Source organism: Paenibacillus sp. S150, assembly GCF_019352175.1.
Classification (GTDB): Bacteria; Bacillota; Bacilli; order Paenibacillales; family Paenibacillaceae; genus Paenibacillus_AQ.
The window spans coordinates 1-14,805 of the sequence record NZ_JACBYI010000012.1 but is presented as its reverse complement, the minus strand read 5'-3'; the positions used below and the strand labels follow the sequence as shown (position 1 = coordinate 14,805).

The following is a 14,805-nucleotide window of genomic DNA, read 5'->3' as shown; positions in this document are numbered from 1 at the left end:
CGGCTATATTTCAAGATCTCAATTTAATTATTTAGTCGCAAAATATTCTATAATATCTGTTTTTTCGACATTTTTTTCAGCGGAACATCATGCTTTCGGCCCTTTTCTCCGATAAATATAGTTACAGCAAGATATGGAGAAGACGGGAGCGGGAAATATGAGACATCTTAAGGTTAGGCATAAAATGATATTGCTGGTGACAATTTTTGTGTGTATGCTGTTCGGAATTGGAGCTACCGGCATGTTAACCACCAAGCAAATGGCTACCAGATCGCAGGAAACTTACAGCCAGAACCTGCAGCCGATTTATCTGGTAACGGAAATACGCGGAAACAACCGGGCGATTGAGTCATTCCTTATGGAGAATATGATAACCAGGGATGAGGCCAAGAACAAAGAGCTCCAAGCAGCCATTGATGAGAATATCAACACAAACAATGAGCTGATCACTCAGCTTAAGGCAATAACCTTCAGTAACAAGGAGGTAGCGAATAAGATTAATGAATATCTGTCCCTGCTGCCGGATTACCGGAAGCAGCGGGACAATATTCGCCAGCTTGCCGACAGCAATCTTAACAGCGAGGGCTATCAGATCTTCTCGGGCAGCGGCTTCAGTGAATCGCGGGAGACCATGGTGAGCCTGCTTGAGGATGCCGCCGTGCTGCTGGTTCAGGATGCCAAAGACCACAATGGGACCACTCTGCAAAATGCCAAAAGCTCCACTGTCACGAGCATTGTGCTGATTATCGCAGCTTTGCTGCTCTCAGTGGGGGTCAGCTTCGTCATTTCAAGGTTGATTACCAAGCCGCTGGGGGAATTGCAGCTGCTGATGAAGCGTGCGGAAGCGGGAGACCTTACCGCGGAGGCCTCCTATAAGTCGAGAGACGAAATCGGGCAGATCAACGCTTCATTCAACACGATGCTGGACAGCCTGAAGAGCATGATGCAGGGGGTGTCGGAGAGTGCCGAGATGCTGTCAGCCTCCTCGCAGCAAATGAGCGCCAGTGCGGAGCAGACCGCCCGCGCTTCGCAATTAATCGCCGAAACCTCCGGCGAAATTGCCGCCGGCTTTGAGATGCAGGCGGAGACCATCGGCCGCACCGCATCTTCCGTGCAGGCCATGGCGGAGGATATTGCCGCCGTGGAGCGGAGCAGCGATGAAATGTCCGGGCTGATGGCGGAGGCCGCCGGCTCTACCGATCATGGTGCCGGCGCTGTGGAGGTTATCCTTACACAGATGAAGGAGATCGATTCCAGCGTCTCGTCCAGCCAGGAGATCGTCAGCAACCTGCGCAGCCTGTCGGCCGAGATCAACACCATTATTACAACGATCAACGATGTTGCCAGCCAGACCAATCTGCTGTCGCTGAATGCCTCTATCGAAGCGGCGAGAGCCGGGGAGCATGGCCGGGGATTTGCGGTTGTCGCCGGCGAGATCCGCAAGCTGGCAGAAGCAACGGGAAAAAGCTCGCTGCAGATCACAGACATCATTACGCATATCCAGGGTCAGACCGAGAATGCGGTGCAATCCATGGTGCTGGGTTCGCAGCTGGTCTCTCACGGTGTGTCGCAGAGTGAGGTTGTATCCCGGGCGTTCGCGGAGATTCAAGGGTCCATTCGGGCCGCTGCAAGGCAGACGGAGGAGATCCGTGAGGCAGTCGGCCATGTTTCGCGTGAATCGCTGATCGTGTCACAGGCTATGGAGCAGGCCAGCGAAGTTTCGCGCAAGGGTGCGGGAGATGTGCAGGACACCAGCGCCGCCAGCGAGGAACAATTGACCGCAATGGGCGAAATGTCGATGTCGGCCCAGTATCTGGCGGCATTGGCCGAGAAATTGCAGGTGGATTTGGCCCGCTTCAAATTATAGCAGTGCGCGCAAAGCAGGCCCCCGGAGAAGTATGGCTCCGGGGGCCTGCTTGATTTTGCCTGGCCGCAACAGCAGCTTAGCTGGCAGGGGTCAGCATGCCGCCGCCGCTGAGGTAGATGGTCTGGCCGTCCAGCCAGCTGTTTGCACTGGCAGTGGCGTCATAATAGATCGTATGGCCGTTGTCCGTGATGTTGCTGAAGGTGGTGTTGCTGGTAACGAAGGTGCTCAGGTAGGAATCGGCAGTGACATTCCATGAGCTGCTGCCGTCCAGGATGAGCGAAGCCGATTTGGCCGTATTGGCACTGTTGACGGCGCCGTTCAGAGAGGTGCCGTTGGTCAGAGCAAGCGCAACCGTGCTGAGGGCATCAGCCGTTACATCGCCGTTCAACACCTGACTTTTGGCATTCAACGTTACATTTGCGCCATTGGCCCCGGTATTGCCCCATTGATCGGCTGCTGCATTCAGCAGGATGCCGGAGCGTACAGCCAAGCCTGCTTCTTCGAGATTAATAACGGCATCCGTATTGGTGGCGTAGAACAGCGGTCCTGCATAGGCGGTCAGCGATCCCCCGCTCATGTTGAAGGTACTGGTGCCGACTTCTGCATCCCCGGAGAAGCTTTGGTAGAGCATCACGCCGCTTTTGGCAGCGCCGGACAGATAGGTGTTAGTCAAGGTTATGGAGTTCTTGCCTTCGACTACAGCGGCTTCAGAGCCGCTGGCGGTAAGATTTGCTCCGGATACATAAATGGCGCCAGTAGAGTAGATTCCCGGAGAGTCAGTCCCGGAAGTGTTCATGGTACCGCCAGTGACATTTACAGTTCCGTTCCCGCGGTCTGTGGCAATGCTCGCCGAATGGGTGCCGGAGGTAGTGATATTGACATCGGTGGCATTCACCGTGCCGGTATAGGTGGCATCCAACCCGCGCGAGGAATCGGCGGTTGTGTTGATCGTAACCCCGGATACATTAATCGTTGAGCCTGCTCCGGTCGCGAACACGGCGTTGGCTCCATCCGCAGCTGTTGTAATGGTTGAATCATTAAGCGTTACCGTGCTGCCAGCGGTTGCCACCAGTGCGGCATTCAGGCCGTAAAAGTTGCTGTTGTCTTCGGAGGAAGTATCTCCGGTTTTGCTGAGCGTTACGCCAGTCAGTGTCAGCACGCCGCCGTCTGTAACTCTCACTGCCGAAGCGTCGGCATCCGTTGCGGAGATGGCTTCCAGCGTTTTGGCGGCTGTGCTGCCGTTCAGGGAGTAGGTTGCACTGCCGAGCGTGCTGGCATCCACAGCAGCTTCCGTACCGCTGCCAGTGCCTTCAGGCGGTGTCCCGGTTGGCGGTGTGCCTTCCGGAGGCGTGCCTGTTTTGCCATCCTCACCCGCAGCTTCGCCGCCGGATGTCAGGCTGACAGTTTTGGTGGTTTGGTCGTAGCTCACGTTCAGACCCACCGCTTCCGAGATCGCTCTAGCCGGCAGATAGACGGTGCCATTATAGATAAAAGGTTCTACCGTTGCCCCGGTAGCATCCTTGAGCGCCGTTTCCTGTCCGTCCAGCTTCACCATAATGTTGTCATAGGTAACAGCGATCTGCTTTTGAATCGAGTCAGCGTAAGCGGAGACGGACATTGCTGCCGAAGCGGTTACGGCAACGCCGATTACAAAACCCTTCATTCCATTTCTTTTGCCCATTGTCATCCCATCCTTTTCAAGTAGTTGGTCCTGCTATGTAGAGCGTGTGTAGTATGTGCTGCTGCATGTCTACATTCTAGGACCGCTACCTTAAAGGCGTCTTAGCTTGCGCTGAATGTTAGTTGAAGGCCAGCTGAAAGTTTGTTGAAAAATTCCGGCAGGCCAAAACGGCCCGCCCCGGCAATAAATACCGGAACGGACCGTCCAGAACGCAAATGTGCCGGATGAGAATAATCCTGGCCTTAAGAATACCAGCCCCACACGAAGATGAACAAGGTGCCGAAAATGGTGACCAGACCCACGAACAGGGCATAGCCGATGTTGATGTACAGCTCTTTTTTGGTATCCGCCAATTCCCCGATGTGCATGAACACGAACAGCTGCAGGGAAGCCTGGATAAGGGCTGTAATCAGCAGTACGGCCATATTGGCGCCCTGGGACAGATCTCCATAGATAACAATCAGCGCTGCGGCAGAAAGGACCAGAGAGGCCAGATAACCCATCACATGGCGAATTGGAAACAGTTGCTTCATCATGTCACATCAGTCCTTTCAGGTAGACGAAGCTGAAGATGAAGATCCAGACAACGTCCAGGAAGTGCCAGAACAGTGAGAAGATAAATGCTTTGTTGGCGGTAGCCGGGTTGATCCCCTGGCGCCATAGCTGAATCATGATTACGACTCCCCACAGGAAGCCGAAGCTGACATGGGCACCGTGTGTTCCCAGCAGTACGAACAGACTGGAGAGGAAGCCGCTGGTCTGCAGCGTGGCTCCTTCGTGAACATAGGTAACGAATTCAGTGATTTCAATGCCGATGAAGCCCAGGCCCATCAGCAGTGTGATGGCCATGAAGACCATCATGGCTCTCTTGTAGCCGTGGCGCATCGCATGAACCGCAAGACCGATGGTGAACGAACTGCTCAGCAGCAGGAAGGTTTCGAACAGCACCGGGCCGATTTCAAAAATCTCGCTACCGCTGGGGCCGCTGGCAAAACGGTTCACCATAACAAAGTAGACGGTAAACAAGGTGGCGAACAACGGAATCTCAGCTCCGAGAAAGACCCAGAAGCCAAAGATTTTATTGCTGTTCTCTTCTGTAGAGTATTCCAGCGGCTTGGACTCATCTATTTTCATACAGTCTCACCCCGCATCAATTTCTTTTCTGTAGCGATAACCTCTTCAGCCGAAATATAGTAGCCGTGATCCCTGTCAAAGGACATGGCAGCCAGCATAACCAGTACGCCGGCTCCGGCGACGATAGCTGGAATCCACATGCTGAATACCAGGAAGAAGCCGAGGAAGAAGAAGATTACACCCAGTATAAAAGGCTTGCCCGTATTGCTCGGCATATGAATCTTCGTGATTTTGTCCTCGAACAGCGGGATATTATCCCGCTTGGCGGACCAGAAAGCATCACGGGTCTGAACCTTCGGCACAATCGCGAAGTTGTAGACCGGCATCGGGCTATGCGTAGCCCATTCCAGCGTGCGTCCATCCCAAGGGTCGCTTGTCGTATCTCTCGGCATGTAGCGCGTGCTCCAGTAGATGTTGTAGACCAGCAGGACGAAGCCGATCGCCAGGCCCACAGCGCCCACGAAGGACAGCATATTGAGCGGACCAAAGCCCGTTTCCTCGGAATAGGTATACATCCGCCGGGTCATCCCCATGAGTCCAAGGAAGAACATCGGGAAGAAGGTGACGTTGAAGGAAATCACAATCCACCAGAAGGCATGCTTGCCGATCCGGTCGTTCAGGCGGAAGCCGAACACCTTGGGAAACCAGTAATGGAACCCGGCAATAACCGCGAACACGGCACCCGGAATCAGCACGTAGTGGAAATGCGCCACAAGGAACATGGTATTGTGGTACTGGTAGTCGGCGCTGGCCATTGCCAGCATGACGCCGGTCACCCCGCCGATGGTGAAGATCGGGATAAAGGCCAGTGTGTACAGCATCGGCGTAGTGAAGGTAATCCTGCCCTTTCGCAGGGTGAACAGCCAGTTGAATATTTTAACCCCTGTCGGCACTGCAATCGCCATGGTCGTGATCGAGAAGAAGCTGTTGACCATCGCGCCTTGGCCCATTGTGTAGAAATGGTGGGCCCAGACCACGAAGGACAGGAGCGAGATAATCAGCATACTGAATACCATCGAAGTGTAGCCGTACAGGTTCTTTTTGGAGAAGGTGGCGATAATTTCGCTATAGATACCGAACGCCGGCAGAATAACGATATATACCTCCGGATGGCCCCATACCCAGAACAGGTTGGCCCAGAGCATATCCATCCCGCCGTTGGCCATCGTGAAGAACTGGGAACCGAACAGGCGGTCGAACATCATCAGCGCAAGCGCCACGGTGAGCACCGGGAAGGCGAAGACGATAATGACGTTGGTGATCAATACGGACCAGGTGAACATCGGCATCTTCATCAGCTTCATGCCCGGCGCACGCATTTTCAGAATCGTTACGATAAAGTTGACCCCGGTGATCAGAGTCCCGATACCGGAAATCTGCAGCGCCAGGGAGTAGTAGTTATTGCCGACCGTCGGACTGAACTCCAGACTTGCCAGCGGGAAGTAGGCCGACCATCCGGCATCCGGCGATCCGCCGATGACGAAGGAAATGTTGAGCAGCATGGCCCCGAAGAAGAAGAGCCAGAAGCTGACGGCGTTGAGGCGGGGAAAAGCCACGTCTCTGGCGCCGATCTGCAGCGGTACGATAACATTCATCAGACCGATAATGAACGGCATGGCCATGAAGAGGATCATGATCAGACCGTGGGTGGTAAAGACCTCGTTATAGTGCTGCGCGTCGAGAAATTTCATCTCCGGCGCTGCGGTCTGCAGGCGCATCATCATCGCGTCCACACCGCCGCGGAACAGCATAAGCAATGCCGCCAGGATATACATGACGCCGATCTTTTTGTGATCGACTGTGGTCAGCCATTCGCGCCAGAGATAGCCCCATTTTTTGAAATAGGTAAGCCCGACGAGTATCCCGATGGTAGCGAGTGCAATACTGATCATGGCTCCGTATATCAAGGGTTCGCCTTCAACCTTAAATTTGTCTAAATCCATTAGGGTGGCTCCTTTCAGGTTGTTTCATCAAGCAAGCAGCATCAAGAATTGCTGTCGTATGTTTGTTCATCCACCGGTGAGCTTGGCAGCGGCTGTTCCAGCTCCGGATTCGGTTCACTGTCGAACTCGGTCTGACTGGACGGCTCCGGTGAAGGATGGATCTCTTTATTCTCCTGATGATCCATATTTCCGTTATCCATATCCATTTCATTGCCGTCACCGCTCATATGCTCGCTGTGGTCTCCCGGAGGAGGGCTGAATTCCAGATGGGTGGAGGAGTAGGTTTTGCGTCCAAGATAATCTGTGGCGAGCAGGTCTTTGAATTCCTCCTCCGTAAGCTTCGGAGCGGTTTCCTTGACCTCTTTCACCCAGTCGTCATAATCCGTGCTGCTCATAACAAGTGCTTCGAACTCCATATGGGCAAAGCCCTTGCCGCTAAAGTTGGCATTCTTCCCGATGTAAGAGCCTTCTGTATCAGCGGAGAGGTGAAGCGTTGTGAGCATGTCGCTCATCGCGTACTTTTGTCCGGCGAGCTGCGGAATCCACAGGCTGGTAATGGTGGCGAAAGAGTACATTCTGAACTCAACCGCCCGGTGCACCGGCATGTTCACGTAGTTAACGGTTTCAATGCCTTCCTCCGGATAGCTGAAGTGCCATTTCCAGTTGGAAGAAGAGGCGTAGATGACCAGTGGAGTCTGGTCTTTGTAATCTTCGGCCTGATTCTCGACAGCATTGGTTGTTTTGACGGTCACGACGGACAGGAAGGCGACGATGATGATCGGGATGATGATCCAGATCGCTTCGAGCACCTTGTTTCCCTCCTCATGCTCCGGGATGTAGTCTTCATTGCTTTTCTTGGCCCGGTATTTCACCAGCACAAAGATATATAAGATGTAGACAACTGCCAGAACGCCCACCATCACCAGAATGGAAAGGATAATGGTGTCCGATAAAGTCCGGGCAGACGGCCCCTTCGGGTTCAGAACGGTAATTGAACTGCATCCCGGCAGGAGGAGGATGAGGCTGAGAAACAAAGCGTATAACGGTCCCTTTTTTTTCATATAGAACTCCTTCCTTGAATAGTTCTTTTCATTCGCCGATCATTACGGGCAAACATTAACCTGTATCTATAGTAAGAACTACTTACCCATAATGCAAAATACATATTTTGTAATAAATTCTACAAAAGACCTTAATAATGTCCATTCGGTTAAATATGTGTGATCAAATTGTTACAACTACCTTTACGTATGATAAAGATCACAGTAATGGTGCGCCTTTAGGTTTTTTTAAGGTTGTTCAAAATTTGTTCATAAATTCACAAATGTTACTGATTTCGTCACAAATATTAAAGGTCAAAAAGGGCGTTATAGCTGCGTTTTGCTTGGTGTGACAGCATTCGACGAATCCGGACTTCTTTCTGAAAATAATAAAGATATGTCATTTCTTGCATCAGAACGGTTACAACATTTTCTGCCCGCGGTTACAATCTCTCAAATTACGTTATATCTATGTATGATAAAGTGATAGGAAAATATACATAGATTGGGGATTAATTCGGGTGCCTATTAAAAAAGTAATGCTTTTCTTCATGTCTTTATTCCTATGCCTCGGAGGCTTGCAGACGGCGGCAGGTGCAGCCGGTTGGGACAAATCCTTGAAACTTGGAGTGGGCGATGCCTTAAGCGGTATTACAGCTGTTTCCAAAAATGACACCTATTATGTTCCGCTCCGCGCTTTGGCGGCAGCACTGAAGTGGACCCTCACCGGTCTTCCGGACGGTATTCAGGTGGATGGCGGGGGACGCACGCTCAGGCTGCTGAAGAATGATGGTGGTGCCCGGCTTCAGGATGGATCGGTTGCCAAGGCGAGCACATTTCTCCGGGATGGGACATTGATGGTTCCTCTGAAAATCAGCGCCTACTTAGGATATATAATATCCTTTGAACCTGATAAATATTTACTGCGGGTGCGGGATGCTTCGGCGGCACTGGATGACGCGGCGTTCATTGGCAAGTACAAGAATGAGCTGGCGCCCCCTGCGGCTCCTGAAGAGCCTGTGAAGACTCCTTCGGCCAAACCGGGAACCACGCTGTATCTGACCTTTGACGACGGGCCGTCGGCCTCAACCTCCCAACTGCTTGATATTCTGGATAAGTATGAGGTTAAAGCTACGTTCTTTATGCTTGGGCCGGGCATGAACCGTTATCCGGTCCAGGTGAAGCGGACCGTGAACGCGGGGAACGGACTGGGTCTGCACGGCATGACGCACCGCAAAGAGAAGTTCTATGCCTCTGCCTCCGCTGCGCTTGCCGAAATGAACGGGGATAATGCGGTCCTGCAGAAAATAACCGGCACGGGTACGACGCTGATCCGTCCGCCATACGGCAGCAAGCCCTATTTCACCAAAGCCTTCAGAGACAAGGTGCTTGCCCAAGGCTATCACCTGTGGGACTGGAATGTGGATTCGGAGGACTGGAAGTACAAAGAGGACAGCGCCGCAATCTACAATACAGTCATGGACCAGGTGCATAAGCTGCAAAAGTCCAAAACAAATCCGGTTATACTGATGCATGACCAGAAAGCCACACTCAAGGTGCTGCCGCGTCTTTTGGAGTCGCTGAAGAAGGAAGGCTATACGTTTGAGATTATTACAAAGAATGTCGAGCCGGTAAACTTCTGGAAGGATCAGCGCTGACATTCACTGCTTGGATGAAAAAAGGAGCAGGCTGCGGGGCTGGACTATCCCCGCGGCTGCTCTTTTTTGCTTTGCCGCTGCAATGGATCAACAGCTTGGGGGAAAAGGCGCTGAATAACGGCAGAAATGCCGTTAATGGAGGTCCGCCGGTGGGATTGCTCCGGAATAACGGCAAAACTGCCGTTATTGGAGCGCCCCGGGTGGGATTGCTCCGGAATAACGGCAAAACTGCCGTTAATGGAGGTCCCCGGGTGGGATGGCTCCGGAATAACGGCAAAACTGCCGTTATTGGAGCGTCCCGGGTGGGATGGCTCCGGAATAACGGCAAAACTGCCGTTAATGGAGGTCCCCGGGTGGGATGGCTCCGGAATAACGGCAAAACTGCCGTTAATGGAGGTCCCCGGGTGGGATTGCTCCGGAATAACGGCAAAACTGCCGTTAATGAAGGTCCGCCGGTGGGATTACTCTGGAATAACGGCAAAACTGCCGTTATTGGAGCGCCCCGGGTGGGATTGCTCCGGAATAACGGCAGAAATGCCGTTAATGGAGGTCCGCCGGTGGGATTGCTCCGGAATAACGGCAAAACTGCCGTTATTGGAGCGCCCCGGGTGGGATTGCTCCGGAATAACGGCAGAAATGCCGTTAATGGAGGTCCGCCGGTGGGATTACTCTGGAATAACGGCAAAACTGCCGTTATTTCCGTCCCCCGCCGCCCGAAGGGCGGAACCAGGCTTCTCCGGCCCGGAGGTCCAGGCGCTGCTTTTCAGCATATTATTAATTTCTTTTGCTGTGATGGTGTATAAATTGGGAGATAAGTTAAAAGGCGTGGTAGTCGTGCTGCACCTGCGGGCTCTAAGTTTTGCAGGAGGAAGCGCGAAAATAGTGGGCTAGCCGAAATCGCGAGGGCAGGGAAGTGAAGCGGAGTGAAGTGAAGTGGAATGAGGTCGTCTCAAAGGACGGAAAAGTTTTCGGTAGAAGGAATAGTGGAAAAAAGCAGACTTCATTGGAATGGTTTTCCTTCAAAGAGGTAAAATTGAATTATTTAGGTATTTTTTTCCCGCTAACGCTGCCGAAAAAGGGGATGTGGGGAAAATGAAGTTACCTTTTTCCATATGGGCTTCACAGCGGGTATCAGCAGGCAGCTGAACATGAAATCCATAAACAGCTGCGTTGCCCAATGAAGGTCGGCATAGCCGGTTTGTTCAAAGAATTTTATATGCTTGGCACACTAAATGATCCTTCTATTTCCCGCTGGTACACCCCGTCCCTTATAAGGACGGCGTAGCCATTTCTGCTTGCCTGACCCGAAGCGCTAGGCCTGGTTACTTGTACAGATAACTCACAATCATGCGGACCAGCTCTGACTTCAGCCTCTCAGCCGGGATACGCTGCGGGGAGAAGGAGATGAAGTCGACGATGGCGCTTACCGATTCGAACACAATCACGGCGGCGGCCTCCACATCATCTGTTTTCAGTTCGTCTCGCCCCATCTGCAGGTACCCAAGAGTTCTGAGCCGGCCGACTTCATACTGCGCATCCATCAGCTGCTTGATGCCCTCATCGCTGTGGTACATAACTGTCAGATCTTTATGGTATCCGATAAAGTCCTCATGGGAGAGCAGGAGAGCATTGACCAGATGCGATATCAGCCCGGTTCGTTCGACCGTCTTGAAGTTGATCTCTGACATCGAAGCATCGATTTTCGCCAGCAGCTGGTCGCTGTACATCTTGAGAACATCGATGAAGACAGCTCTTTTATCAACAAAATAGGAATAGAAGCTGCCGGTCGATACTCCGGCAGCCGCTGCGATCTGCTTGGTATTGGTCTGATGAAAGCCCTTCTCCGAGAACAGCTTCATGGCTGCCTGGACGATGGCTTCCTTTGTTTTGATGCTGCGGTCCTGCCGTGGTGTTCTGATCTTGTCTTCCATATCACTCATGTCCGGTGGTCCCCCTTGTAGTATTGATTGTAGAGTAGGGATTTTGGGCTGTCAATAAAAGATGAACCCTAGTTCAATTTAGCTGTTGACAAATATGAACTAGGGTTCATATAATCTAAACATGAACCATAGTTCATGTTTAGAGGGGGATGAAAATGAGTACAAGAACGCGGAGGGCTTTATCTTTTACGGCAATTATACTGGGCTTTTTTATGGCTTTGCTGGATACGACAATTGTCAATATCGCCCTGCCGGAGATGACGCGCCAATTCGGCGGCAGTGTATCGCGGATTTCATGGGTGATGAACGGGTATAATCTGGCCTTCGCCGTGTCTATTCTCACCGCATCGCGGCTGGCCGACCAATTTGGCCGGAAAAAGTTGTTCATTGGCGGTGTCGCATTGTTTACCTTGACCTCGCTGCTTGCCGGGTTTGCCGCATCTCTCGGGATGCTGATTCTGCTGCGCGTGATTCAGGGCCTCGCCGGAGCGATCATTGTTCCGGTCACCATTCCGCTGACTACAACCACCTTCCCGAAAGAAATGCATGGCCTGATCATTGGCCTGTGGGGAGCCGTCTCGGGTGTGGCTGCTGCAAGCGGCCCGGCGCTTGGCGGGATTCTTACCCAGAAGCTGAACTGGGAGTGGATCTTTTTTGTAAATGTGCCGCTCGGTGTGCTCAGCATTGTGCTGACTGCTGTATTCATCAGGGAATCGCGGGATAATACAGCAGGGCGATTGATCGATTATGGCGGAACGCTGGGGATTACAGGAGCGATGTTTTTGATTACATATGCGCTGATCAAGGTGCAGGATTACGGCTGGGATTCATTGAGAATTCTGATGCTGCTGGGTGCAGGGCTTGTGTTCCTGGCGCTGTTCATCCTGACGCAATGGAAGGGGAGGGAGCCGATGCTGCCCTTGTCCCTCATGCGGATCCGGACCTTCAACGGTGCTTCACTGACGCTGCTTGTACTCGGCGCAGCTCTGCTGAACCTCTCGCTGCTGACCTCTTTTTTTCTGACGCGGATGATGGGAATGACCGAGCTGAAGGCCGGGCTTGTGCTTTCGATGGTTGCGGCAGGCTCTATTGTAAGCTCAGCCATTTCCGGACCGCTGTCCGGCAAATACGGCAGCCGTTGGTTTGCGGCCGGAGGAATCATAGTAACGGCAGGAGCAATCTATTCTTTGAGCTGGCTCCACGCCGGTTCAACGGTTGCGGAAGTAGTGCTCCGCCTGCTTGTGGCCGGTGCCGGAATAGGCCTCACCATGGCGCCCGTGATGTCTTCGGCTGTCCGCAACGTGCCGGATGACAAAGTAGGCATTTCTTCGGGAGTCACGAATATGGCCAAGGCGCTTGGCAGTGTCATTGGAGTGGCTATTATTGTGACCGTGCTGCAGCACAATACAGACAGCGGGCTGCGTGCGGCTGAGAAGCATGCGGCCGAAGCTATTCAGGCGGACACGGTGCTGCAGCCATTCGTCAAGAATGTTCTTGCCGAAGCCGTGGCTTCAACCGGCAGGGAAGGAGCTTGGATGGCAGGGGGGGAGGCTGACGGAGCCGAGACTGCCGCTGCCGTGGTTCAGGCGGTGGAGCTTGCCGCCGCCAAGCTGCCGCCTGAGGCGCAGCAGGCATTTGCGGCGGACAGCGGCAGGCAATTCCGCGAAGCGAGGCTGCTGCTGACGCAGGCAGGAGGGGAGATGCAGGAGGCGGCTGTGCAGGCCTTCAGCCGGACCTTTGCTTTTGCCGGCCTGATCATGATTCCGGGAATTCTATTCGCGCTGTTAAGCGACAAGCGGCGGAAACCGCAGGAGCCGGAGCGGGTTGCTGAAGCGGCCGCACTGGAGAGGTAGGCGCGCTATTCGGACGGCAGCCGTGACACCAGTCCCATCCCGTGCATAGAATTTATTAAGAATTCTAGAAGCCGAGGTGAATCCGGATGCCAAACACCGTTACCAGCACACCCAGAGAGGACGGCTACCGTATGCCGGGCGAATTTGAACCGCATGCGGGGACCTGGATGCTCTGGCCCACCCGCACGGATACCTGGAGGCTCGGCGCCAAGCCGGCGCAGGACGCTTTTGTCCAGGTGGCTGCGGCGATTGCCGAATTTGAGCCGGTTACAATCGGTACAGCCTCCTGCCAGTTTGAACATGTCCGCAACCTTATGCCTGAGGCTGTGCGCGTGGTTGAGCTGTCGTCGAATGATGCCTGGATGCGGGATATCGGCCCGACCTTTGTAGTGAACGACAAGGGCGGGGTGCGGGGGATAGATTGGGGGTTTAATGCCTGGGGCGGTCTTCACGGGGGATTGTATTTTCCCTGGGATCAGGACCAGCTGGTAAAACAAAAAGTGCTGGAGATGGAGTGTATGGACCGCTATGATCTCCAGCATTTTATTTTGGAGGGCGGTGCAATTCATGTGGACGGTGAAGGAACGCTCCTGACTACCCGGCAATGCCTGCTGCACAGGAACCGGAATCCGCATCTGACGAAGCGGCAGATTGAGAAGCTTTTGCGGGATAACCTGAATATTAAGAAAATTATCTGGCTGCCCGGCGGAATGCGCAATGATGAGACGGATGGTCATATTGATGAAGTGGCTGCTTTTGTGAAGCCCGGAGTCGTGGTGATGAGCTGGACGGATGACCCGGATGATCCGCAGTATGCGGTGCTGCATGAGGCCTATGCGAGGCTTCGCCGGGAGCGGGATGCCAAGGGCCGCAGGCTGGAGATTCACCGTCTGCCTATTCCTGCTCCGCTGGCAATTTCGGACGAAGAGGCGGGGAGGATTGACCGGTCCAGACACAGCTACAGCCGTCAGGCGGGTACTTCTTTTGCTGCCACCTATGTCAATTTCTATATCTGCAACGGCGGTGTTGTGATCCCGGCTTTTGGCGACAGGCGGGATGCGGATGCGCTTCAGCTGCTCAGCCGGCTGTTCCGGGACCGGAAGGTTGTCCAGGTGAACACGCGGGAGATCGCCCTCGGCGGCGGCAACATCCATTGCATTACTCAGCAGCAGCCGAGAGGTTAGGGAAGTGCCTGTGCACAAAAACCGTGCGGCCCGGCAGGGCCGTTTCTTGACCGGGCCGGGCAGCGCAGCTGTTGGCATTTCAGGTGTAAGGCTGCCTGCTGAAGCCAGGCGGGAAGCCAATTGGAAACGGTCTCTTCATATTCCCCCAGCCGCTATTTCGCAAGGTCTTAGCGGGAAAAAGGAACCCTAATCGCTCCGGTTCTCTCCCTTGCAGAGGAATTCGCCTACATTAAGATGGAACTTGAACCATTCATCCAAAGGGCAGCCATTTTAGTGGTAAAAAGGATAACTAATCCACCCCATTCGGATCCTGGATCTTCCCTAGTGGGAAAAAGTACAACTAATCCGGCTGAAATCAGCCGTAGGGAGGGAGCGGGCGATGGCGTAAAATAGTATGTGTAAGGATCGGGGAGTCTAGTAAACGACAAAAAAGTAGGGTATCCTTGGGATTGCAAAGTCACCAAGAAAAGGAGCCCTACTCAATGACCAGTATACAACAAAACCC

Annotated in this window: 11 protein-coding genes; 5 read left to right on the top strand and 6 right to left on the bottom strand. The window is 53.3% G+C overall.

What is annotated here, in order from left to right; all coding sequences use genetic code 11:
* Positions 1 to 157: 157 nt before the first annotated feature.
* Complete coding sequence (locus HYD27_RS13240; RefSeq protein WP_219215832.1) at positions 158 to 1,867, top strand: methyl-accepting chemotaxis protein; 1,710 nt, start codon at positions 158 to 160, stop codon at positions 1,865 to 1,867.
* A 76-nt stretch (positions 1,868 to 1,943) separates the two neighbouring features.
* Here the strand turns inward: HYD27_RS13240 and HYD27_RS13235 are convergent, their stop codons facing one another.
* From HYD27_RS13235 to qoxA, 5 genes are all read right to left on the bottom strand, one after another.
* Positions 1,944 to 3,548 (bottom strand): beta strand repeat-containing protein, encoded by a 1,605-nt coding sequence (locus HYD27_RS13235; RefSeq protein WP_219215830.1) that lies wholly within the window; start codon positions 3,546 to 3,548, stop codon positions 1,944 to 1,946.
* Positions 3,549 to 3,790: 242 nt separating this feature from the next.
* Entirely contained in the window at positions 3,791 to 4,084 is a 294-nt protein-coding gene (gene qoxD, locus HYD27_RS13230; protein WP_219215828.1) for a cytochrome aa3 quinol oxidase subunit IV, read from the bottom strand.
* Between the two features lies 1 nt (position 4,085).
* Complete coding sequence (locus HYD27_RS13225) at positions 4,086 to 4,682, bottom strand: cytochrome (ubi)quinol oxidase subunit III (protein WP_219215826.1); 597 nt, start codon at positions 4,680 to 4,682, stop codon at positions 4,086 to 4,088.
* Positions 4,679 to 6,625, bottom strand: a complete 1,947-nt coding sequence (qoxB, locus tag HYD27_RS13220) for a cytochrome aa3 quinol oxidase subunit I (protein ID WP_219215824.1) — start codon at positions 6,623 to 6,625, stop codon at positions 4,679 to 4,681. Before qoxB ends, HYD27_RS13225 begins: the two co-directional genes overlap by 4 nt.
* A 41-nt stretch (positions 6,626 to 6,666) precedes the next feature.
* Complete coding sequence (gene qoxA / locus HYD27_RS13215; protein ID WP_219215822.1) at positions 6,667 to 7,686, bottom strand: cytochrome aa3 quinol oxidase subunit II; 1,020 nt, start codon at positions 7,684 to 7,686, stop codon at positions 6,667 to 6,669.
* A gap of 500 nt (positions 7,687 to 8,186) precedes the next feature.
* Here qoxA and HYD27_RS13210 point away from each other — a divergent pair, with 500 nt between their 5' ends.
* Positions 8,187 to 9,323, top strand: coding sequence for a polysaccharide deacetylase family protein (locus tag HYD27_RS13210; protein ID WP_309242059.1), 1,137 nt, complete (start codon positions 8,187 to 8,189; stop codon positions 9,321 to 9,323).
* Positions 9,324 to 9,337: 14 nt separating this feature from the next.
* Positions 9,338 to 10,126: a hypothetical protein gene (locus tag HYD27_RS13205; protein WP_219215820.1), complete on the top strand. Its 789-nt coding sequence runs from the start codon at positions 9,338 to 9,340 to the stop codon at positions 10,124 to 10,126.
* 519 nt (positions 10,127 to 10,645) lie between these two features.
* Here HYD27_RS13205 and HYD27_RS13200 read toward each other — a convergent pair.
* Positions 10,646 to 11,263 (bottom strand): TetR/AcrR family transcriptional regulator, encoded by a 618-nt coding sequence (locus HYD27_RS13200; RefSeq protein ID WP_219215818.1) that lies wholly within the window; start codon positions 11,261 to 11,263, stop codon positions 10,646 to 10,648.
* A 155-nt stretch (positions 11,264 to 11,418) separates the two neighbouring features.
* On the opposite strand from HYD27_RS13200, the gene HYD27_RS13195 reads away from it, so the two are divergent.
* Both HYD27_RS13195 and aguA read left to right on the top strand, forming a co-directional pair.
* Positions 11,419 to 13,116, top strand: a complete 1,698-nt coding sequence (locus HYD27_RS13195) for an MFS transporter (RefSeq protein WP_219215816.1) — start codon at positions 11,419 to 11,421, stop codon at positions 13,114 to 13,116.
* Positions 13,117 to 13,202: 86 nt separating this feature from the next.
* Entirely contained in the window at positions 13,203 to 14,300 is a 1,098-nt protein-coding gene (aguA, locus tag HYD27_RS13190; RefSeq protein ID WP_219215814.1) for an agmatine deiminase, read from the top strand.
* The last annotated feature ends 505 nt before the right edge of the window (positions 14,301 to 14,805 follow it).

Coding starts and splice junctions, on each gene's coding strand:
- HYD27_RS13195 (WP_219215816.1), top strand. CDS start 11,419: ATGAGTACAAGAACGCGGAGGGCTTTATCTTTTACGGCAATTATACTG.
- HYD27_RS13240 (WP_219215832.1), top strand. CDS start 158: ATGAGACATCTTAAGGTTAGGCATAAAATGATATTGCTGGTGACAATT.
- HYD27_RS13200 (WP_219215818.1), bottom strand. CDS start 11,263: ATGAGTGATATGGAAGACAAGATCAGAACACCACGGCAGGACCGCAGC.
- HYD27_RS13235 (WP_219215830.1), bottom strand. CDS start 3,548: ATGGGCAAAAGAAATGGAATGAAGGGTTTTGTAATCGGCGTTGCCGTA.
- HYD27_RS13225 (WP_219215826.1), bottom strand. CDS start 4,682: ATGAAAATAGATGAGTCCAAGCCGCTGGAATACTCTACAGAAGAGAAC.
- qoxB (WP_219215824.1), bottom strand. CDS start 6,625: ATGGATTTAGACAAATTTAAGGTTGAAGGCGAACCCTTGATATACGGA.
- aguA (WP_219215814.1), top strand. CDS start 13,203: ATGCCAAACACCGTTACCAGCACACCCAGAGAGGACGGCTACCGTATG.
- HYD27_RS13205 (WP_219215820.1), top strand. CDS start 9,338: ATGAAAAAAGGAGCAGGCTGCGGGGCTGGACTATCCCCGCGGCTGCTC.
- qoxD (WP_219215828.1), bottom strand. CDS start 4,084: ATGATGAAGCAACTGTTTCCAATTCGCCATGTGATGGGTTATCTGGCC.
- qoxA (WP_219215822.1), bottom strand. CDS start 7,686: ATGAAAAAAAAGGGACCGTTATACGCTTTGTTTCTCAGCCTCATCCTC.